This is a genomic window from Micromonospora sp. FIMYZ51, assembly GCF_038246755.1.
In the GTDB taxonomy this organism is placed as follows: Bacteria; Actinomycetota; Actinomycetes; order Mycobacteriales; family Micromonosporaceae; genus Micromonospora.
This window is the reverse complement of the sequence record NZ_CP134706.1, coordinates 5313334-5334357: the sequence shown is the minus strand read 5'-3', so window position 1 is coordinate 5334357 and position 21024 is coordinate 5313334. Positions and strand designations below refer to the sequence as shown.

The following is a 21024-nucleotide window of genomic DNA, read 5'->3' as shown; positions in this document are numbered from 1 at the left end:
TCGGGGAGTGCCTTGTGGCGCGGCGTACGGTGGCGTACCCCTTCCCACCTGGTCAGGGCCGGGCTCTTTGTCCGTTTGTGCGCAGCGTGCGCGCCGCTTTCGGCTCAGCCGGCGAGCGGGCGGGCGTCGCCGGTGGGCGGGTGGGCCAGGGCGAGCAGGCCGGGCGCGGCGTTGCGGTGCGCGAAGGCGCGCACCTCGGTCAGCAGCGCCTCGGTCTCGGTCGGCGCCGGATCACCGACCGCAGCCAGCTCCCGCACCGCGAAGACCAGCGCCAGCATCCGGTCACTGAGGGCGGGAATCCCGGCGTAGAGCTCGGCGGCGGCCAGGAACAGGTCGGCCGCGTGCCGGTGATCGCCGTCGGCGCCGGTAAGCGCGCCGGTCACGATCCGCCGCGCCGCCTCCGACCAGGGCGTACGGTGACCGACCTGGTCCAACATGCCGCGTACCCGGGCCGCCGGCTTGCGCCCGGCGAGAGTGGCCGCCCAGCTGGCCGCGGCGATCCACTCGCCACTGGCCAGCGCCGGCACCGCCGTCCACGCCTCGGCCAACTCGTCGACCAGGGCGGCGGCCTCGTCGGTACGCCCCTGTAGGGCCCGGCACAGCGCGCCCATCGCCAGCATCGTCCAGTGCACCCGGTGGAAGCCGCTGCGCCGGGCGGTGTCCAACGCGTCGGCCACGTCGTCGCGCCCCGGGTCGGCCGGCGGAACCGGCTGGCCACGCAGCACCAGCAGGACCGCCCGCAGGCCGCGTACCTGCATGTCCCAGCTGCCGGTCGGGGTGTGCACGAACGCCTCGGCGGCGGCCAGGAAGCGACCGAAGTCGCCCGCGAACCAGGACCGGACCGCCTCGGCCGAGTAGCTGGTGGTCAGCGACTGTCCGCTCGCGGTCCGGGCCGGGGAGGCGGACAACAGCGCGTCGAAGCGCCGCGAGTCGCCCTCCTCGCAGACCGCGTACGCGAGGTTCTGGATGGCCCGCGGCAACGCGAGCAACTGGCGGGCCCGGGCGAACTCGACGATGTTGTACAACTCGTCCAGACCGGACCGATCGCCGGCCTGGTAGCGGGCGGTGGCCGCGGTGATCCGGGCGTTGGTCCCGGTCTCGGTGAGCCCCAGCCGGTCGGCGATCTCGACGGCGGTGTCCGCCGCAGCCACCGCCGCGTCCCGCTCGTAGTTGAGCATGTGCAACCGGCCCAGCTCGGCATAGGCGTCCGCCTTCTGGGCGCTGTCCGGCAGCGGCTCGAACAGCTGCACGGCGCGGTCCAGGCAGGCCAGCGCGGCCTGCCGGTCGGCCCGCAGCCAGGCCGCCTGGCCGAGCAGCGTCCAGGCCCGCGCGGCACACGCCTCGTCGCCGTACGCCAGCAGCCGGTCGGCCAGGGCCGGTAACTGCTCCGGCCCGCCGCTGGACAGGAACGCGTTGCCGTCGCGGTAGAAGGAGATCTCCGTGCTGAGCAGCTCCAGTTGGAGCCGGCCCACCGGGTCCGAGTCGTCGGCCAGCCCGAGCGCCCGACCGGCGTGCCCGGCGGCGGCGTCCAGCCCGTGCAGCGCGTACGCCCGGCGGGCCGCCCGGTGCAGCGCGGCGCGGGCCGGCCCGGCGTAGCGGGAGGTCTCCATGCCCAGCGACCGGGCGATCTCGTGCGCCGCCCAGCGGTGATGGGCCAGCACCTCGGCCAGGTCGGTGTCCCGGCTCTGCGAGAGCGTGTCCAGCCAGTCGGCCGTCCGTTCGTGCCGGGCCACCCGCTCGGTGCGCGGTAGCCGCTGGTAACAGACGTCGCGCACCAGCACGTGCCGGAAGCGGTACTCCGGCTGCCCGGCCATCGTCGAAGCACTCTGCTCGTGCACGAAGTCCCGTTGCTCAAGCCGGCGCAGCGCCCGCTCGACCGACTCGACCGACTGCCCGACCGCGGCGGCCACCGCGCCGGGCCAGAACTGCACCCCGACCACCGCCGCGGCCAGCAGCACCGCCCGGTCCTTCGCGTCGAGCAGATCGACCCGATTGGCGATGACCGCGTGCACGCTCTCCGGCATCGGCAGGTCCAGGTGCTTCTCCAGCGACCAGGCCCGCCCGGACTGGCGCAACGCGCCCTGCTCGATCAGCATCCGGACGTACTCGTGGGCGTAGAGCGGGTTACCCCCGGCCACCTCGATCAACGGGGAGAGCAGATCGGCGGAGAACGCGGCCTGGCCGAACATGTGCGCGTAGAGGGCGGCGATGCCGGTGTCCCGCAGCGGCGGCAGGGTGATCGTCACCGAGCCGGTGATGGTGCCGGCCCAGCTCGGATCCCGCTCGATCAGCTCGGGGCGGGCGGTGCAGAGCAGCAGCAGCGGTACGTCCCGGGCCGCCGCGCCGAGCAACTCCACGAAACGCAGCATGGCGTCGTCGGCCCAGTGCAGATCCTCGAAGACCAGCACGGTCGGGCGGCGGGCGGCCAGCGCCAGCAGGAACCGCCGCCACGCCGACTCGGCCTCCTCGGCCGGCAGCGGCGGACCCGGCAGACCCACCAGCGGACGAAGCGCGTCGGCCACCCGGTCCCGCTCGCCGGGGCCGACCAGTTCGGCCACGGCCGTGCCGAGCCGCTGCGCGGCGCTGGTGGCCGGATCGGTGTCCAGGATGCCCGCCTCGGCCTTGACGATGTCGGCAAGCGCGGCGAACGTGACGTTCTCGCCGAACGGCGGGCACCGCCCGGTGCGCCAGGTCAGCGGTTCGTCGACCAGCCGGCCGGTGTGCCGGTGCAGCTCGCGGATCAGCCGGCTCTTGCCGATCCCGGCCCGACCGAAGACGGTGACCACCTGCGGGCGTCGGTCACGCAGGCTGCGGTGCAGGGCGTTGACAAGCATGCCCAGCTCGTGTTCGCGGTCGATGAGCGGGGTGGCGTCCGGCTCCCGGTCGGTGGGCTGCTGACGTACCGCGGCCAGCGCCAACCAGACCTCGGTCGGCGCGGACCGTCCACGCAGGGTGACCGGCGGCTGCTCGGCGTAGCGGATGGTGTCCCGGGTCAGCGCGTGCGTGGTGCCGTCGACGAGGACCCCGCCCGGCGGTGCCACCGACTGCAACCGGGACGCGGTGTTGACCACGTCGCCGGCCACGATCGCCTGCCCGCCGTCGCGGGCGGCGGCCACGTCGACAAGCGCCTCGCCGGTGGCCACCCCGACCCGGAAGCGCAGCCCGTCGGTGCCGGTGGGGGTGAACCGGGTCAGCACCCGTTGCAGCTCCAACCCGGCCCGTACGCAGCGCAGCGCGTCGGTCTCGGTGGCCACCGGCGCGCCGAACAACGCCATCACCGCGTCGCCGATGTACTTCTCCACCACCCCGCCGTACTGGCCGACCACCCGGCGGGCGGCCGAGAAGAAGCCGGTCTGCATGCCCCGGACCAGCTCCGGGTCCGCCCGCTCGACGTACGGCGTGAAGTCGATCAGGTCGACGAAGAGCACGCTTACCCGGCGGCGGTCCTCCTGGGCGATGGCGGCCGGTTGTCCGCTGCCCGGCCGGGGCGCGCCGCAGGCGGTGCAGAAGGCCACGTCCGTGGCGAGCGGTCGCAGGCAGTGTGCGCAGACCGAGCCGAGCTCCGCCCCACAGCCACCGCAGAAGCGGTCGCCGTCGGAGGCGGTGCGTCCACAGCGGTCACATCGCGCGGCGATGACACCCTCCACTGGCCGGCCCCTACGCCAACAGGCACCCGGTCGAGTATCGCGGACCAGCGCTCTGTCGGGTACCGGGCTGTTGGCTTGTGGACACTGCACCAGCCTCCATGGGTCACCCGGGAACGGCTAGATTCAGGCAGCCGATCGTCGAGTTGCTGATCAGGGGGACAGTTTTATGGTCTACGTCATGCTTCAGAAGGAGTGGACCGACGGCAACGGAGTGACCCACCTGGCTGGTGACTCCGTCGACGTCGACGCCGCGACGCTCGCCGCTCTCCAGGCCGAGGGCATCGTCAGCGAGCAGGCGGGCTCCGGCAACGGCGGTGGCACCAAGGACGGCAGCGAGTGGGTCGGGCCGGGTGGCGCCGAGTGGGTCGGTCCGGGCAGCGTCCAGCCCTGATCGAGGCGCATCACGTGGGGCCGGGCGCGCACGCGCCCCGGCCCCACGTGGTCGTTCAGCGGTCGTTCATGCCGGCGCGCCGACGCAGCGCCGGCACGTCGGTGACCACGATCCGGCGGCCCTCGGTACGCAGCCAACCCCGGTTGGCGAAGGATCCGATCGCCTGGTTGACGCTCTGCCGCGAACCGCCGGCCATCTCCGCGAGCTGGCTCTGGTTCAGCTCGATGGTGATCATCGGTGCCTGACTCTCGCCGGCGAGCCGGACCAGCGTCTTGGCCACCCGGCCGGGCAGGTCGAGAAAGACATGGTCGGCGTTCTGCTCGGTCAGCCGGCGGATCAGCCCACCGAGCGAGCGCATCACCGCGTCGAGGATGCGCGGGTTCGAGTGCACCAGCTCCATGAAGGCGCCCCGGGACAGGGCGAGGGCGGCGCAGTCCTCGATCGCCTCGGCCGAGGCGGAGCGGGTGGAGGCGTCCAGCAGGGAGACCTCACCGAGCACGTCGGGCGGGCGGATCACCGACAGCACCGCCCGTTCGCCGGTCGGCGCGGTGCGGAACACGGCCACCGCGCCACGGCGCAGCACGATGAGCGACTCGCCCGGGTCGTTCTCCACGAAGAGCAACTGACCCTTGCGGTACGTCCGGGGCACCGCTGCGGCGATCACCCGCTGGCGGACCTCGGGCTCCAGCCCGGCGAACATCTCGACACCCGTGAGCGCGTCGCCCGGCTCCGGCAGGCGCATCTCCACGGCCCCACCCCTCCCCGGTCAAGGACCCAATTCGCTCACCGGGTGAGCCTGGCGGCCCCTGACGAGGTGATCTGACACCCGTTCGGCGTCCGGCAGCGGTACACATCAGATCATGACGCTCCGGTCGCGTGCTGTACACCCCTCAAATCACTTCCGTGACCGCTTTAGCTGCGGATGCCCTCCACCGCACGTGCGGAGAGCGCTCCCGGGAGGTGCGCCCCGGTCGTGCCGGCCGCCGGGGCGTGGGCGAGGATGACGGGGATGGCCTACCGCTACTTCTACGACTGCGAGTTCATCGAGGACGGCCGGACCGTCGAGCTGGTGTCGATCGGCGTCGTCGACGAGTACGGCCGCGAGTTCTACGCGGTCTCCACCGAATTCGACGCGTCCCGGGCGGTGCCCTGGGTACGCCGCAACGTGCTGGACAAGCTACCCTCGCCGGCCGACCGCGCCTGGCGGTCCCGGGAGCGCATCCGCGACGAGCTGTACGACTTCCTGGTCGAACCGATCCGGGAACGCCCCGGCGAGGAACTGGAGCTGTGGGCCTGGTACGCCGCGTACGACCACGTGGCGCTGGCGCAGCTCTGGGGCTCGATGCCCACCCTGCCCCGGGAGATCCCCCGGTTCACCAAGGAGCTGCGGCAGCTCTGGGACGACCGGGGCCGACCGCGACTGCCCAACGCCGCCGCGGCCCGGCACGACGCACTTGTCGACGCCCGGCACAACCTGGCCCGCTGGCGAGCGATGACCGGTTCGTAGGTTTGGCTCGTCCCACCCAGGGCATCGGGTTCGGCCAAACGGGGTGATGCGAGGGAGTGCCGACGGTATGGATGACGAGGCGATGACCGTCGCGGCGGGCCGGCAGCGGGTCACCGAACTGATCCGGGCCGCCCGGGTCTGCACACTCACCACCATCGCCCTCGACGGCCGACTCTCCGGCCGGCCGATGCTCCTGCCGCAGACGGAGTACGACGGCGAGCTGTGGTTCCTGGCCCACGCGGGCTCGTCCACCGTCCGGCAGCTGCGGGTCAACCCGGAGGTCGAGATCAGCTTCGGCGTACCGGTGCAGCGGCGCTGGATGTCGCTCACCGGCACCGCGCGGGACAGCTACCAGCCGGAGCGGGCCGAGCAGCTCTGGCAGCCGGAGCTGGCCCCCTGGTTCCCGGACGGCCCGGACGCGGCCGGTCTGACCCTGATCGCCGTACACATCACCGACGCCCGCCACTGGACGTGGTGAAGTGAAAGGAAGGGCCCCTTGTTAACGCCTGCGGTATAGGAAGGGCCCCCTTTTAACAAACGGCAGCGAGCGCGTCGGACGGGCGGCGGCGGGCGCGGCTCGGCTACTGGCGGGTAGCGGGGCGCGGTGTCGGACCGGGGCCGGTGGCGACTACAGTCGCAGTGACGGCCCGCCCCGGGCCGGCAACGGCGCCGATGGTCTGACCTGACACATATCCTGGGGCTTGATCGGGCTTGACCAGATGCTCCCCAGGAGGATGAGCGAATCATGCGTATCGGCGTGCTCACCGGCGGCGGCGACTGCCCGGGTCTCAACGCGGTCATCCGGGCGGTGGTCCGCAAGGGCGTCGCCAGCTACGGCCATGAGTTCGTGGGGTTCCGGGACGGCTGGAAGGGGCCGCTGGAAGGACTCTCCCGCCCACTGGGTATCGCGGAGGTCCGCGGGATCCTGCCGCGCGGCGGCACGATCCTCGGCTCTTCCCGGACCAACCCCTTCAAGATCGAGAATGGCGTCGAGCGGATCAAGGAGAACCTGGGCACGCAGGGTGTCGACGCCCTGATCGCGATCGGCGGTGAGGACACCCTCGGCGTCGCCACCAAGCTGCACGAGCTGGGCGTCAACGTCATCGGCGTGCCGAAGACCATCGACAACGACCTGGGCGCCACCGACTACACCTTCGGCTTCGACACCGCGGTCAACATCGCCATGGAGGCGATCGACCGGCTGCACACCACCGCCGAGAGCCACCACCGCACCCTGGTGGTCGAGGTGATGGGTCGGCACGCCGGCTGGATCGCCCTGCACGCCGGCCTGGCCGGTGGCGCGAACGTGATCCTGCTGCCGGAGCGGCAGTTCGACGTCGAGCAGGTCGCCGGCTACGTCGAGAAGCGCTTCCAGCACCAGTACGCCCCGATCGTCGTGGTCGCCGAGGGCGCTCAGCCGCTGGAGGGCCAGATGGTCCTCCAGAACCAGGAGCTGGACGCCTTCGGTCACGTCCGGCTCGGCGGCATCGGCCAGTGGCTGGCCGAGCAGTTGGAGGCCAAGACCGGCAAGGAGGCTCGCACGGTCGTGCTCGGGCACATCCAGCGCGGTGGCACCCCGACCGCCTTCGACCGGGTGCTCGCCACCCGGCTCGGCCTGCAGGCGATCGACGCGGCGCACGAGGGCGACTGGGGCAAGATGGTTGCGATGCAGAGCACGGACATCGTCCGCGTTCCGCTCGCCGACGCCACCCGCGAGCTGAAGACCGTCCCGCTGGAGCGCTACGCCGAGGCAGAGGTCTTCTTCGGCAGCTGAGCCACTGCCCCGCGCCGCCCGACCGGGTCCTGTCGGTCCGGGCATCGTCGCCGCCAGCGGAGTTCCGACGATGCCCGGACCGGACCCCGGGTGGGCCGTGCGGTGGGACGGGAACGAGTAGAGGGGTCGGTGGCATGGTGGGCGGCAAGCACACGGTCGCGGTGATCGGCGCGGGCAAGATCGGTGAGCTGATGCTCTCCGGGCTGCTCCGCTCGGGCTGGCCGGTGGACCGGCTGCTGGCCACCGCCCGCCGACCGGCACGCGCGGAGGAGCTGACTACCCGGTACGGCGTACGGGTGGTGGACAATCTCGCCGCGGTCGACGAGGCCGAGGTGCTGGCCGTCGCGGTCAAACCGCAGGACGCGGCGGTGCTGCTGGACGAGGTCGGCCCCAAGGTGCCCGCCGACAAGCTGGTGATCTCGCTCTGCGCCGGCCTGCCGAGCGCCTTCTTCAGCCGCCGGCTGCCCGAGGGCACCCCGGTGGTGCGGGTGATGACCAACACGCCTGCCCTGGTGGACCAGGCGATGACCGCAATCTCCGCCGGGGCGCACGCCACCGGCGAGCACCTGGCGCTCGCCGAGGAGCTGTTCAAGCCGCTGGGCGCGACGATCCGGGTGCCGGAGAGCCAGCAGGACGCGGTGACCGCGCTTTCCGGCTCCGGCCCGGCCTACTTCTATCTCCTGGTCGAGGCGATGACCGACGCGGGCATCCTGCTCGGCCTGCCTCGTCAGGTGGCGCACGACCTGATCGTGCAGACCGCGATCGGCTCGGCGGTGATGCTGCGCGATTCCGGCGAGCATCCGGTGAAGCTGCGCGAGGCGGTCACCTCGCCCGCCGGCACCACCATCTCCGCGATCCGCGAGCTGGAAAATCATGGCGTACGCGCAGCACTGCTGGCCGCCCTGGAAGCTGCCCGCGACCGGGCCCGGGAGTTGGCCGCCCAGGCCGAGTGAGTCCTCCTCCGGTGCCATACTGGCGCGGTGTTCACTCTCGCCCAGGCCCGGCACCTGGTGGCCACCCTGCGCCCCCGCATCGACGAGCTGATCCGGGTCCGGGCCGACCTGACCGAGTTGCAGACCGACCTGGCCACCCACGGCCTCAGCGCGCTCGGTGGCCGGCCCGAGGTCAAGGGGCTGGAAGCCCGGCTGCACGCGATCCTCGACGAGTTGCGGCAGCACGGCATCGAGGTCAAGGGCGTGGCCCCGGTGCTGCTCGACTTCCCCGGCGAGCGTGCCGGCCGACCGGTGCTCTGGTGCTGGCTGGAGGGGGACACCGACGTGCGCTGGTACCACCGCGCCGACTGCGGCTTCGCCGGCCGCCGCCCGGTCTGACCCTGCCCAGGCTCCTTTCGGGAGGACGCTGATGTTTGCCGTGCCGTTGACCGCCGACGCCGAGCTGCGTCCGCTCAATCCGTGGCATGCCGAGGAGTTCCTGGCCAACCTGGACCGGGCGCGCAAGAACATGACGCCCTGGGTCGCGCCGGCCTTCATCGCCACCGACCTGGACCGGGCGCGGCACGTGTTGCAGCGCTACGCCGAGCGGTGGGCCCGCGACGATGGCGGCATCTGGGGCATCTGGTGCGACGGCACGCTTGTCGGCGGGGTGCTGCTCGTGTCGCTCGACGTCGACACCGGAGTCTGCGAGGCGGGCTGCTGGTTGGAGCCGGCCGCCGAGGGGCGCGGGCTGGTGACCCGTGCGGTCAGCCGACTCATCGACTGGGTGATCGACGAGCGCGGGCTGCACCGGGTCGAGTGGCGAGTGCTTGCCGGCAACGTACGCAGCATCGCGGTGGCCCGTCGGCTCGGCATGCGCCGCGACGGCGTACTGCGCGAGGTGTCCCCGGGGCCGGACGGCCGGCGCGATCTTGAGGTCTGGTCGCTGCTGGCTCCCGAGTGGCGGGCCCGCCGGGCTGGCGACGAAAACTAGGGTACGGCGGGCATGGCGGCTCTCGTCCGACCGGCACCGGTCCGGCAGGTCCTGCCGGTGGTCGCCGCGAGCACGGCCGGTACGGGTGTCGTCGCGCTGGCCGCCCTGGGGGCAGCCGGCCACGGCGGCTTCGCGACCGATCCGGTCGGCTCCGGTGCTCTGGCCGTGGCGGCCACGGCCGCTACCGTCGCGGCTGTCCGGCTGACCCGGTCGGGCCACCGCGCCGCCGGCCGGCTGGCGGCTGGGCTGGCCGCGTCGCTGCTCGCGTACCTCATGCTCACCGTCCTGGCGGTGGCCACGGTCGCGGCCGGGCATTCCTGGGCCGGGCCGACCGTCGCGGCGTGGAACCCGGCCTGGATCCCGCCGCTCGCGTTGCTGCAACTCACCGCCTCGGCCGCCGTCCGCACCGGTTCCGCGACCCCCTGGACGCACCGGGCCGTGGGTTTCACGCTGGGCGCGGTCACGCTCGTCAACGCGCTGCTGACCACGGCGAGCGAACCGTTCGCGGGGCTTCCGACGATCGCCGGGGAGTCGTGGCGGACAGCGCTCGCACCGGTCGGCACCGCCGCCACCCTGCTGGGGCTGGTTGCCCTGCTCCTGCTGCCGGTGACGCTCTGGCGGGCAGCCCTCGGCTCGCACGAGGCCGTCCGGGCGCGGCTCGGCATTGCCGCTGCGGCGACCACCGCGGCGCCGCTCACCGTCGCCTTCTGCCTGCTCCTGGCGGTTGTCCGCAGCCCCGGCGACGTGTCACCGTCGCTGGGTTCGGTCGCCTTCCTGGTGGCGCTGTCGGGCGCTGCTCTGTTCGCCGTCGGCTGCGCGGTCGCCGCTGCCCGGGGCGCCGCCGAGCCCCGTCAGGTCACCGTCGTGGTCCGGGTCGCCGGCTTGGCCGCCGCGAGCCTGCTGATCACTGGCATCGGCACGATCGTGGCCGCTCCCGCTTCCAGTCTCGGTCCGACCTCGGTCACCCTGCTCGTCTCGGCGTTGACGGTCCTCATCGGTGGCTCGGCCTGGGTCGGCACGGCCCGCCTGGCGCGTACGCTCACGCCCGTCCTGCCCTGGCCACGCTTCGGGCCGGTGGATCCGGCGGCGACATCGCCAGCGGGAACGGCGGTCGCGGCGGGACGGGTAGCGGCGAAGGGCGGGACCCTGGATGCCGCGCCGGAAGATGCGACGTCCCCGCTTGGAGCCCCGGGCGGGGGCCAGGCGGCGGGCACTGGCCGGGCGGTGTCGGCGGCCGGTGCGGCAGGTACGGGCGGTTCGGCGGGTACGGGCGGGGCGGTGTCGGCGGCTGGGGCGGTGGCGGTCGGGGGGTTGACGGCGCGTGAGTGTGAGGTGCTCGCCGCGCTTGCCGAGGGGGCCAGCAATGCCGGGATCGCGGCGCAGTTGGTGGTGTCCGAGCGTACGGTCGACGCCCACTTGCGCGCGATCTTCGTCAAGCTCGACCTGACGCCCGGCGGGACCACCAACCGGCGGGTGCAGGCGGCGCGGATCTGGCTTGAGCACGCCCAGCAGGGCCCCTGAGCCCGTCCAGCGCGCTGCTCAGCCCGTCCAGCGCGCTGCTCAGCCCGCCCAGCGCGCTGCTCAGCCCGCCCAGCGCGCTGCTCAACCCCGCCCAGCGCGAACTGCTCAACCCCGTCCAGTGCGCGGCTGCTCTGTCGGCCAAGCGCGACTGCTGAGCCGTCCGCCGCGACTGCTGAGCCTGCTGAGCAGTGCCGCTGAGCTGGCGTTTTCTGAAGATAGGTGTTGAGGCCGATGCCCGTGTGGGCGGTCCGGGGGCACGGTGAGCCACCATTCGATCAACGGAGGCTCACACCGTGTCCGTCCCGAACCTGCGCCGCGTCGCACTCGTCGCCCTCTTCGTCCTGCTGTTGGTGTCCCTGCTCGGCCGGACCGTGTTCATGATCTGGGAGCCGCCGTTCGACGGCTCGATTGATTACGACGAGATCCGCCAACTGGGCACTGCCTACTGGCCCATGAACAGCTACCTGGGCGGTCCGGCGTACGCCGTGTCCTGGGTCGCCGCCGCGGTCTTCATCGTCCGGCTCGGCAGGGGCCGGGCCGGGGTGCTGAACCTGGTCGGGGCCTTCCTGGTCGGTCTCGGTGGCGTGGTGTTCGCGCTGGTGATCACCGCGGAGGTGCTTCCGTTCGCGTACGCGGCCGACCCGGCGGTGTTGCCGGAGCCGCAGGGACGCGCGCTGTTCGACGTCCTCAACGACAACCTGGACTGGGTGCTCCCGGGCATCGTCGGCAGCCAGCTGACGATCGTCGTGGGCATGCTGCTGGGTCTGGTCGGGGCCCTGATCGCGCGGACCATGCCCCGCCCGCTGATCATCGCCGCCCTGGGGTACGCCGTGGTCTTCGTGGCGCTGCCGCTTGCGGAGTTCGGCCGGGCGGTCGCCATCGTGGACTACCTGCTACAGGTCTGCCTGGTGGCCGCGATCGGCTGGTACGGGCTGCGGGCCACCGTGGACGGCGCCGCGCGGGAAGCCTAGTGGCAGGTCAGCTTCGCTCGGCCTTGGCCAGCGCGGCACGCAGCTTGCCGGCGTCGCCGGGGGACTCCTGTTCCCAGTTGGCCGGGTCGGCGGAGTAGATGCTGCCGTACGCCGGGGTGTCCGGCTGGAACCGCCAGCTGTCGGCGAGGGTGCCGACGTCCACCGCGTCGTAGCCGATCCGGTCGAGGAAGGCGGTGACGACGGCCTTGGCCTCGGCGTCGTCGCCGGCGATCGGCAGCGCGCTGCGGTCCGCCGCGCCAGCGGGCCGGGCCAGGGTGCGCAGGTGCTTGAAGAAGATGTTGTTGAACGCCTTCACCACCCTGGCTTCGGGCAGGTGCTGTTGCAGCAGTTCGCTGCTGGTGGCGCTGCCCTCGTCCAGCTCGGGGAACTGACCGTCGCGCTGTGGGTAGTAATTGTTGGTGTCGATCACCACCTTGCCGGCCAGCGGCTGCGGCGGCACCGCCCGGTACGACCTGAGCGGGATGCTGACCACCACCAGGTCACCGGCGCGGGCCGCCGCCTCGGCGGTGCCCGCACTCGCTGCCGGCCCCAACTCGTCGATCAGGTCGGCCAGGGTGTCCGGCCCGCGCGAGTTGCTCAAGACCACTTCGTACCCGGCAGCCACCGCGAGCCGTGCCACGGTGCTTCCGATCTGCCCGCTTCCGATCAACCCCACGACCGACACGCGCACTCCTTTCGCCGTACGTCGACCCCCCAGGTTCCGAACCTACCCGCCCGTTCCGCCACGTGGACCTGAAGCAGCCACCCGCCGCAGGCATGCCTTGCCGAGCCGGTGGCGGTCGATCCGGATGGCTACGGGGTGGGCAGGGTCTTCTCGACGGCGGAGCGCAGCGCGGGGTCGTCGGGGGTGACCGTCGGGGCGAACCGGGCGGCCACGGTGCCGTCCGGTGCGACCAGGAACTTCTCGAAGTTCCAGCGGACGTCACCGGTGTGGCCGTCGGCGTCGGGAGTGTTCACCAGGGCCGCGTAGAGCGGATGGCGGTCGGCACCGTTCACCTCGACCTTTTCCGTGAGCGGAAAGGTGACTCCGTAGTTGACCTGGCAGAACTCGCTGATCTCTGCGGAGCTACCGGGCTCCTGGCCGGCGAACTGGTTGCACGGAACGCCGAGCACCACCAGGCCACGGTCGGCGTACTCGTCCTGTAGGGCCTGCAAGCCGGCGTACTGCGGGGTGAGGCCGCAGCGGGAGGCGACGTTCACCACAAGCAGGGCGCGCCCCCGGTACTGCGCGAGATCAGCCGGGCCGCCGGTGAGGGAGTTGATCTGGGTGTCGAAGACGGACATGGCGCGAGGCTACCCGCCGGGCGCCGGGTCGGTGGCGGGGACGCTGCCCCCGCCACCGGCGGCGGACCGCTCAGGGGCAGGTCAGGAGGTGGCGCCCAGTGCCGGGGCGAAGTCCGGGTTGGCCTTCAGCCACTCCTCGACAGCCTTCTCCTCGTTGTCGGTGTGCACGTTGAACATCAGGTCCTCGAGCGAGCCGAGCTGCTCGTCGTCCATCTTGAACTTTTTCAGCATCTCGGTGGCCTCGGGGAAGTCCGCGCTGAAGCCCTTGCGGGCCAGAGTGGTGATCTCCTCGGCCTGGCCGAGCGTGCCCTTCGGGTCCGCCAGGTCCTTCAGCGGGTACTTCGCGTAGGCCCAGTGCGGGTGCCACAGGGTCACCACGATCGGCTTCTGGTCCTTGATCGCGCCGTCCAGCGCCGCCAGCATGGCCGGGGTCGACGAGGTCCGCAGGTTCAGCTTCCCGGTCAGGTCGTACTCGGGGATGACCTTGTCCTGGGTGGCGGCGGTCAGGCCGGCGCCCGGCTCGATGCCGATGATCTGGCCATCGAAGGTGTCGGCGTTGGCGGCCAGGTCGGCCAGCGAGTCGATGCCGGTCACGTACTCCGGCACGGCGATGCTGAGGCTGGCGTTGTCGTACCAGACGCCGATCTTCTCCAGGTCGTCGCCGTAGCGCTCCCAGTAGGAGGCGTGGGTCTGCGGCAGCCAGCCGTCGAGGAACAGGTCGATGTCCCCGGTCGACAGGCCCTGGTAGACGACGCCCGCCTCGACGTTCTTCAGCTCGACGTCGAAGCCCTTCTCCTCCAGCAGGTTGCTCCAGAGGTAGGAGGCGGCGATCGCCTCGTCCCAGGCCATGTAGCCAATGGTGATCTTCTTGTCGCCGCCGGCGGAGTCGCCGGAGTCGTTGCCGCAGGCGGCGGCACCGGTCAGCGCCAGGGCGGCCGTGGCCGCCAGCGCGACCCGGCGCAGCGATCTACTACTCCACATACCAGTTCCTTTCGTTCGCCGGCGGAACTCGCGTTGACGAGGCAGGGCGCCGGCACCGTGACTTCCCTGCGTAGGCCGGGAAGAGTGGGTCAGGTCTGCTGCGCGGCGCGTTGCGCCTTCGCGGAGGCGGTGCGGGCGCCGATCGAGTCGGTCAGGCGGTCCAGTACCACCGCGAGGATGACCACGGCGATTCCGCCCTCGAATCCCGCGCCGACCTGGACCCGGGCGAGGGCCGTCATGATCACTTCGCCGAGGCCACCGGCACCGACCATTCCGGCGATGACCACCATGGACAGCGCCAGCATGATGACCTGGTTGACGCCGGTCATGATGGTCGGCAACGCCAGCGGCAGCTTGGTGCGCAGCAGGATCGTCCAGGGGGAGGCGCCGAACGCCTCGCCGGCCTCGATGACCTCCCGGTCGACCTGACGCAGGCCCAACTCCGTCAGCCGTACCCCGGGCGGCATGCTGAACACCACGGTGGCCAGCACCCCGGGCACGGCGCCGACACCGAAGTAGAAGATGGCCGGGATCAGGTAGACGAAGGCGGGCATCGTCTGCATCAGGTCCAGCACCGGACGGGCCAGCGCCGAGGCCCGGCGGTTCTCTGCGATGAAGATGCCAAGCGGTACGGCGAACAGCAGGGCCAGCCCGCTGGCCACCAGGACCAGGGCCAGGGTGTTCATTGTGTGTTCCCAGAACGGCATGCCGGCGACCAGGGTGAGACCCAGGGCCGTGCCGAGGCCGAACTTCCAGCCGCGCAGCCACCAGCCGAGACCCGCGAAGATGAGGGTGACGACGATCGCCGGCGGCGCGGTCAGCAGGTCCGCCAGTGGCCCGACGAGCGCGTCGACGAAGGTGGCGATGCCGTCGAAGACCGGGGACATGTGGTCGGTCGACCAGTCGACGGCGGCCTCGAACGCCGCGCCGATCTTGATGTACGGCACCAGGTCGGTCAGTCCGTCGGCACTGTTCATGCGGGCTCTCCCTCCAGCCGGACCGGCGGTACGGTCGCAGGCGGTGCCGCCGGTGGTGGGGCTTCGTCGCCGGCCGGCGACGGCTGGGTCGCCTCCGGCGGCACGGTCGACGTCGACGTCCGACCCCGGGCGTCGTTGACCTCGGTGCTCAGGCTGCCCAGCGCGCTGAGCAGGGTGACCCGCGGAATCACACCGGCTAGTCGCCCGGCGGTGTCGACCACGGCGACCGGATGCGGGCTCGTCGCGCAGGGCGCGAAGACGTCCGCCACCGGCGTTTCCTCGGTGACGGTCCGGACGTCCTCGGTCGACACGATCTCCCGGAGGTTCTGCCCGCCGTCACGGACGGCTGCGGTGGCGGCGTCGGCGGTGACCGTACCCAGGAACTTCTTGTCCCGCCCGGTGACGTAGACCGCCGTGGTCTGGGTCTCGCGCAGCACCCGGGCGGCCACCCGGGGGCCGGAATCCACATCGACCACGCCGAGCGGTCGCTCCATCACCGACGAGGCGGTGAGGATCCTGGTCCGGTCCACGTCGGCGACGAACTGCGCCACGTAGTCGTTGGACGGATCGGTGAGGATCTCCTCGGCGGTGCCGACCTGGACGATCCGACCGTCCCGCATGACCGCGATGCGGTCGCCGAGGCGCATCGCCTCGTTCAGGTCGTGCGTGATGAAGACGATCGTCTTGCCGAGTTGGGCCTGTAGTTCGAGCAGCTGATCCTGGACCTCGCGACGGATGAGCGGGTCGAGTGCGGAGAACGCCTCGTCCATGAGCATGATGTCGGTGCCGGCGGCGAGCGCGCGGGCCAGGCCGACCCGCTGGCGCATGCCACCGGAGAGTTCCTGCGGCAGCTTGTCGGCCCAGGTGTCCAGGCCGACCATCCGCAGTGCCTCCATGGCCCGCTCTCGGCGCTCGGCCTTCGGCAGGCCCGCCACCTCCAGCGCGTAGCCAGCGTTGTCCAGCACCGAGCGGTGCGGTAGCAGCGCAAAATGCTGGAAGACCATGCTGATCTTCTCGCGGCGCAGCTTCCGCAGCGCGGCGGGCTTGAGTTTGGTGATGTCGACTCCGTCGACCTCCACCGTGCCGTGCGTCGGGGTCAGCAGGCCGTTGAGCATCCGGATCAGGGTGGACTTGCCCGAACCGGACAGCCCCATGACCACGAAGATCTCGCCACGCCGGACCTCGAAGTTCGCGTCGATGACCGCCGCCGTCACCGGCAGCCCGGCCAGCTTCTCGTCCCGGTGTGCACCGTCGCTGAGAAGTTCGACCGCTTTTTCGGCGCGGTTCCCATAAATTTTGTATAGGGATTTCACTCTGAGTACGGACACGGTCTCCATCCAACGGACATCCGGTGTGACGACCATTCCAGACAACGGGCGTGGGGCGGGGCCCATCGAAATCCGTCATGTCGTCGCGCTTGCCGGCAGTAGCCCCAGTGGGCGGGAACTGAGCGACCCTACCTGACGCTCATCCCCGAGTGGCAAGGCGACGACCGCGTCGTAGCGCGAGGTGGTAGCCACCGAAACCGCTGCAACGAGTGATTTTGGTCAACATTTGTGCCCGATTGCACGGCGATTCAGACCGCATATCCGGATGCTGGAGGGGGTGGTCGCGCCAATCGATGGAAGCGGATTTTACGGAACGTACACAGTACCTACATGGAACCTATGTGATACCTACATGGGACCTACAAATCCGTTGCCGGGATTCCGCTCCGTAGTCAAATCGCGCCACGCCTGTCGTCATGCCGCAGTCGGGTGCCGGGTGAGGTGCCCGGTCGCGTTGCGCCGGTGCGGGCGTACGCGCCCGTCGGGCGGCGCCGGGTCCGGTCGGCCGGTCGAGGTCGGACGGTGGTGACCCGCTGGTCGAGGTCGGGTGGTCACGGTCCTGGTCGGCGTTGGGATCGATACATGCACATCTTGACGAAGTGGTGTCGTGTGAGTAGCGTCTCCTCAACCTTTTGGAAAGTTTCCTAACTGTTTGGAGACGCCAACATGAGAAGATCGCTCCGCCGGGCCCTCTGGGTCGGCGCCGTGGTCGCGGTGACCGTCGCCACGGTCCCGATGGCCTCGGCGTTCGGCGCCGGAAGCGTGACCACCTCGTTCAGCCGGGTGTCGGACTGGGGGACCGGTCACGAGACGAGGGTCACCATCACCAACGGTTCGAACGCCAGCGTCAGCACCTGGCGTATCGAGTTCGAGTTGCCCTCGGGCACCAGCATCAGCAGCTCCTGGGACGCCGACGTCACCCGCGACGGCAACCGCTACGTCGCGGTCAAGAAGAGCTGGGCCGGTGCGCTGGCCCCGGGCGCCTCCTTCAGTTGGGGCTACAACGGCACCGGTGCGTACCGGGCGCCGGTGAACTGCACCGTCAACGGCGCGGCCTGCGGCGGTGGCACGCCACCCCCGACCACGACCGCGCCACCCCCGACCACGACGGCCCCGCCGCCGCCGCCGACCAGCCCGCCGCCGACCACCCCGCCGCCGAGCGGGCAGAAGGTGGTCGGTTACTTCGCCCAGTGGGGGGTCTACGCCCGCAACTACCACGTCAAGAACATCCACACCAGCGGCTCCGCCGCCAAGCTGACCCACATCCTGTACGCCTTCGGCAACACCACCGGCGGCCGATGCACCATCGGCGACAGCTACGCCGACTACGAGAAGGCGTACACCGCCGCGGACAGCGTCGACGGCGTCGCCGACACCTGGGACCAGCCGCTGCGCGGCAGCTTCAACCAGCTGCGCAAGCTCAAGAAGATGTACCCGCACCTCAAGGTGATCTGGTCCTTCGGTGGCTGGACCTGGTCCGGCGGCTTCACCCAGGCCGCGCAGAACCCCACCGCCTTCGCGGAGAGCTGCTACAACCTGGTCGAGGACCCGCGCTGGGCGGACGTCTTCGACGGCATCGACATCGACTGGGAGTACCCGAACGCCTGCGGCCTGACCTGTGACGCCAGCGGCCCGAACGCGTTCAGGAACGTGGCCAGCGCGCTGCGTGCCCGCTTCGGCTCGTCGGCACTGGTCACCGCCGCGATCACCGCGGACGGCAGCAACGGCGGCAAGATCGACGCGACCGACTACGCCGGTGCCGCGACGCACCTCAACTGGATCATGCCGATGACGTACGACTACTTCGGCGCCTTCAACGCGCAGGGTCCCACCGCCCCGCACTCGCCGCTCTACTCGTACACCGGCATCCCGCAGCAGGGCTTCTGGTCGGACGCGGCCATCCAGAAGCTCAAGAGCAAGGGGATCCCGGCCAACAAGCTGCTGCTCGGCGTCGGCTTCTACGGCCGGGGCTGGACCGGGGTGACCCAGACCACGCCGGGCGGCACCGCGACCGGGCCGGCCCCCGGCACCTACGAGCAGGGCATCGAGGACTACAAGGTGCTCAAGAACACCTGCCCGGCAACCGGCACCATCGGCGGTACGGCGTACGCCAAGTGCGGCAGCAACTGGTGGAGCTACGACACCCCGTCGACAATCGGCGGCAAGATGACGTACGCCAAGAACCAGGGCCTCGGTGGCGCCTTCTTCTGGGAGCTCTCCGGTGACACCAGCAACGGTGAGCTGATCGGCGCCATCAAGGGCGGTCTCGGCTGAGCCGACGGCCGACGCATCACCCACCGACGGGGAGGGGCCCGCACCGGCCCCTCCCCGTCCGTGCCGGGTTGCCGGGGAAGCTGACCGGCCGGCTCGCCGGGGTGAAGTGTTAACAGGGGGCCCTTCCTATACAGAAAGCGATAACAAGGGGCCCTTCCTTGCACCTCGGCCGGGTGTGACAGACTCGTCCGCTCGGATGGGTCTCGATGTCCGTTGGTGGAGGTGACGATGCGGGTCAGGTACGGGCGCTCGGCGGCCACCGCCGTCGTGATCACGACCATGTCGCTCGCGCTCTCCGGCTGCGGGCTCGTCGGCGGCGGTGCGGACGAGGCGGAGCAGCCGGGTCGGGCGGCGGCCGAGGAGGCCCTGACGAAGTCCCGGGAGCGGGTGCAGGCGTACCTGGACGCGATGGCGGCCAAGGATGTCGCGGCCGGGCGCAGCCAGCTCTGCGCCGTGCTGCACGAGACGTTCGACGGGGCGGCCACCGGGCCGAACGGCGACTTCGCGGAGCACTTCGAGGTGCCGGCCGCGGAGATCCTCGACATCCGGTCCGGGCCGGCCGGGCAGGAGGTAAGCGTCTCGGTCACGGTTGCCGTGGGTAAACGCGAGGCGGACCGTCCGTTGCTGTTCACGGTCACCCGGGACGGGCTCGACTGGTGCATCTCGGACGAGCGGCCCGGCGGGAACAGCCCCGAGCCCGCGCCGTCGCCCTGACCTGCGTCCCCGCCACCCGCACGGTCCCCGCCACCCGCACGGTCCCCGCCACCCGCACGGTCCCCGCCACCCGCACGGTCCCCGCCACCCGCACGGTCCCCGCCACCCGCACCACCACCCGCACGGTCCCCGCCACCCGCAGGCCGCCGGGGAGCAGGATCGGACCTTGTCGTCGTCCATCTGCCGGAACCCGGCCCCTCGCCGGTCGGTCACCGCGCCGGTCGCCGTACGCTTTCTGTCATGCGCCATGAGTGGCATCAGCTGAGTCATCCGGCGGTGGGCAGCCCGGTGCTGCAAACCAGCCGTCCGACCGTCGACTCCGCCGAGGACGCGGCCCTCGGCCTGGACCGTTGGCGGGAACTGCCCCGCGCCCAGACCCCGCCCTGGCCGGACCTGGCCCAGGTCGCCGAGGTCTGCAAGGTGCTCGACAAGGTTCCGTCGGTGGTGGCCCCGTACGAGGTCGACCAGTTGCGCCAGCGCCTCGCGCTGGTCTGTGAGGGTAAGGCGTTCCTGCTCCAGGGCGGCGACTGCGCGGAGACCTTCGCCGACAACACCGAGAGTCACCTGCTGGCCAACGCCCGCACGCTGCTCCAGATGGCGATCGTGCTCACCTACGGCGCGTCGCTGCCGGTGGTCAAGGTGGCGCGGGTCGCCGGGCAGTACACCAAGCCCCGGTCGCTGCCGACCGACGCCCGGGGCCTGCCGGCCTACCGCGGCGACATGATCAACTCGCTGGAGGCGACGCCGGAGGCGCGGGTCGCCGACCCGCAGCGCATGATCCGGGCGTACGCGAACTCGGCCGCCGCGATGAACATGCTCCGCGCCTACCTCGCCGGTGGGCTGGCCGACCTGCACGCGGTGCACGACTGGAACAAGGGCTTCGTGCGCAACTCGCCGGCCGGCGAGCGGTACGAGGCGATCGCCCGGGAGATCGACCGGGCCCTGGCCTTCATCCGGGCCTGCGGGATGACCGACGACGAAGCCCTGCGTACGGTCACCCTCTACTGCTCGCACGAGGCCCTGGCGCTGGAGTACGACCGGGCGCTGACCCGGGTCTCCGGCAGCCGGGCGTACGGGCTGTCCGGGCACTTCCTGTGGATCGGCGAGCGGACCCGGCAGATCGACGGGGCGCACATCGACTTCATCTCCCGCATCGCCAACCCGATCGGGGTCAAGCTCGGCCCGACCACCACCCCGGACGAGGCGATCGAGCTGTGCGAGAAGCTGAACCCGGAGAACATCCCCGGGCGGCTCACCCTGATCAGCCGGATGGGCAACCACAAGGTACGCGACGCGTTGCCGCCGATCGTGGCAAAGGTGACCGCCGCCGGGGCGAAGGTGGTGTGGCAGTGCGACCCGATGCACGGCAACACCCACGAGTCGTCAAACGGCTACAAGACCCGCCACTTCGACCGGATCGTCGACGAGGTGCTCGGCTACTTCGAGGTGCACCGGGGCCTGGAGACCCACCCGGGTGGGCTGCACGTCGAGCTGACCGGTGAGGACGTCACCGAGTGCCTGGGTGGCGCCCAGGGCATCGCCGACCTCGACCTGCCGGACCGGTACGAGACCGCCTGTGACCCGCGACTGAACACCCAGCAGTCGCTGGAGCTGGCCTTCCTGGTGGCGGAGATGCTCCGTGGCTGACGCGCGGAGTGCGCCGACGAGCCGTACCGTCGGCGGCGGCGAGGTCGGCCATGACTGACCG

General features: G+C 71.3%; 19 protein-coding genes. 12 read left to right on the top strand and 7 right to left on the bottom strand.

Annotated elements, in window-relative coordinates:
- Window positions 1–104 precede the first annotated feature (104 nt).
- Window positions 105–3647 carry an adenylate/guanylate cyclase domain-containing protein gene (locus QQG74_RS23785; protein ID WP_341716956.1) on the bottom strand — a complete coding sequence of 1181 codons (3543 nt, stop codon included), beginning with the start codon at window positions 3645–3647 and terminating at the stop codon, window positions 105–107.
- Window positions 3648–3825: 178 nt separating this feature from the next.
- On the opposite strand from QQG74_RS23785, the gene QQG74_RS23780 reads away from it, so the two are divergent.
- Window positions 3826–4038, top strand: a complete 213-nt coding sequence (locus QQG74_RS23780; RefSeq protein ID WP_341716955.1) for a hypothetical protein — start codon at window positions 3826–3828, stop codon at window positions 4036–4038.
- A gap of 55 nt (window positions 4039–4093) precedes the next feature.
- Here QQG74_RS23780 and QQG74_RS23775 read toward each other — a convergent pair whose 3' ends face one another.
- The gene (locus tag QQG74_RS23775; protein WP_341716954.1) at window positions 4094–4786 is read right to left on the bottom strand and encodes a Crp/Fnr family transcriptional regulator; all 693 of its coding nucleotides are present in this window, start codon (window positions 4784–4786) and stop codon (window positions 4094–4096) included.
- A 261-nt stretch (window positions 4787–5047) separates the two neighbouring features.
- Between QQG74_RS23775 and QQG74_RS23770 the strand changes: the two genes are divergently transcribed.
- From QQG74_RS23770 to QQG74_RS23735, 8 genes are all read left to right on the top strand, one after another.
- Window positions 5048–5545, top strand: a complete 498-nt coding sequence (locus tag QQG74_RS23770) for a polyadenylate-specific 3'-exoribonuclease AS (protein WP_341716953.1) — start codon at window positions 5048–5050, stop codon at window positions 5543–5545.
- A gap of 67 nt (window positions 5546–5612) precedes the next feature.
- A complete protein-coding gene (locus QQG74_RS23765; RefSeq protein WP_341716952.1) occupies window positions 5613–6023 on the top strand; it encodes a pyridoxamine 5'-phosphate oxidase family protein in 411 nt (136 codons plus the stop codon).
- 267 nt (window positions 6024–6290) lie between these two features.
- Entirely contained in the window at window positions 6291–7319 is a 1029-nt protein-coding gene (locus QQG74_RS23760; RefSeq protein WP_341716951.1) for a 6-phosphofructokinase, read from the top strand.
- A 134-nt stretch (window positions 7320–7453) separates the two neighbouring features.
- Window positions 7454–8272 carry a pyrroline-5-carboxylate reductase gene (proC, locus tag QQG74_RS23755; RefSeq protein WP_341716950.1) on the top strand — a complete coding sequence of 273 codons (819 nt, stop codon included), beginning with the start codon at window positions 7454–7456 and terminating at the stop codon, window positions 8270–8272.
- A 27-nt stretch (window positions 8273–8299) separates the two neighbouring features.
- Entirely contained in the window at window positions 8300–8650 is a 351-nt protein-coding gene (locus QQG74_RS23750; protein WP_341716949.1) for a DUF2203 domain-containing protein, read from the top strand.
- Window positions 8651–8681: 31 nt separating this feature from the next.
- Window positions 8682–9245, top strand: coding sequence for a GNAT family protein (locus QQG74_RS23745; RefSeq protein WP_341716948.1), 564 nt, complete (start codon window positions 8682–8684; stop codon window positions 9243–9245).
- Window positions 9246–9257: 12 nt separating this feature from the next.
- Window positions 9258–10766, top strand: coding sequence for a helix-turn-helix transcriptional regulator (locus QQG74_RS23740; protein WP_341716947.1), 1509 nt, complete (start codon window positions 9258–9260; stop codon window positions 10764–10766).
- Between the two features lie 293 nt (window positions 10767–11059).
- Window positions 11060–11737 (top strand): hypothetical protein, encoded by a 678-nt coding sequence (locus QQG74_RS23735; RefSeq protein WP_341716946.1) that lies wholly within the window; start codon window positions 11060–11062, stop codon window positions 11735–11737.
- Window positions 11738–11744: 7 nt separating this feature from the next.
- On the opposite strand, the gene QQG74_RS23730 is transcribed toward QQG74_RS23735, so the two are convergent.
- The 5 genes from QQG74_RS23730 to QQG74_RS23710 all read right to left on the bottom strand — a co-directional run bounded on the left by QQG74_RS23730 (window position 11745) and on the right by QQG74_RS23710 (window position 16337).
- A complete protein-coding gene (locus QQG74_RS23730) occupies window positions 11745–12422 on the bottom strand; it encodes an NADPH-dependent F420 reductase (protein WP_341716945.1) in 678 nt (225 codons plus the stop codon).
- A 128-nt stretch (window positions 12423–12550) separates the two neighbouring features.
- On the bottom strand, window positions 12551–13042 hold the full coding sequence (locus QQG74_RS23725) for a glutathione peroxidase (RefSeq protein ID WP_341716944.1): 492 nt from the start codon (window positions 13040–13042) through the stop codon (window positions 12551–12553).
- 81 nt (window positions 13043–13123) lie between these two features.
- A complete protein-coding gene (locus QQG74_RS23720) occupies window positions 13124–14023 on the bottom strand; it encodes a glycine betaine ABC transporter substrate-binding protein (RefSeq protein WP_341716943.1) in 900 nt (299 codons plus the stop codon).
- An 89-nt stretch (window positions 14024–14112) separates the two neighbouring features.
- Window positions 14113–15000: a proline/glycine betaine ABC transporter permease gene (locus QQG74_RS23715; protein WP_341716942.1), complete on the bottom strand. Its 888-nt coding sequence runs from the start codon at window positions 14998–15000 to the stop codon at window positions 14113–14115.
- Entirely contained in the window at window positions 14997–16337 is a 1341-nt protein-coding gene (locus QQG74_RS23710; RefSeq protein ID WP_341716941.1) for a glycine betaine/L-proline ABC transporter ATP-binding protein, read from the bottom strand. The genes QQG74_RS23715 and QQG74_RS23710 overlap by 4 nt, the downstream gene beginning before the upstream one ends.
- Before the next feature lie 657 nt (window positions 16338–16994).
- Between QQG74_RS23710 and QQG74_RS23705 the strand changes: the two genes are divergently transcribed.
- The 3 genes from QQG74_RS23705 (at window position 16995) to QQG74_RS23695 (ending at window position 20963) form a co-directional block, all read left to right on the top strand.
- The gene (locus QQG74_RS23705) at window positions 16995–18602 is read left to right on the top strand and encodes a glycosyl hydrolase family 18 protein (protein WP_341716940.1); all 1608 of its coding nucleotides are present in this window, start codon (window positions 16995–16997) and stop codon (window positions 18600–18602) included.
- A gap of 228 nt (window positions 18603–18830) precedes the next feature.
- Window positions 18831–19316 (top strand): hypothetical protein, encoded by a 486-nt coding sequence (locus tag QQG74_RS23700; protein WP_341716939.1) that lies wholly within the window; start codon window positions 18831–18833, stop codon window positions 19314–19316.
- A gap of 240 nt (window positions 19317–19556) precedes the next feature.
- Window positions 19557–20963, top strand: coding sequence for a 3-deoxy-7-phosphoheptulonate synthase class II (locus tag QQG74_RS23695; protein ID WP_341716938.1), 1407 nt, complete (start codon window positions 19557–19559; stop codon window positions 20961–20963).
- Window positions 20964–21024: the final 61 nt, after the last annotated feature.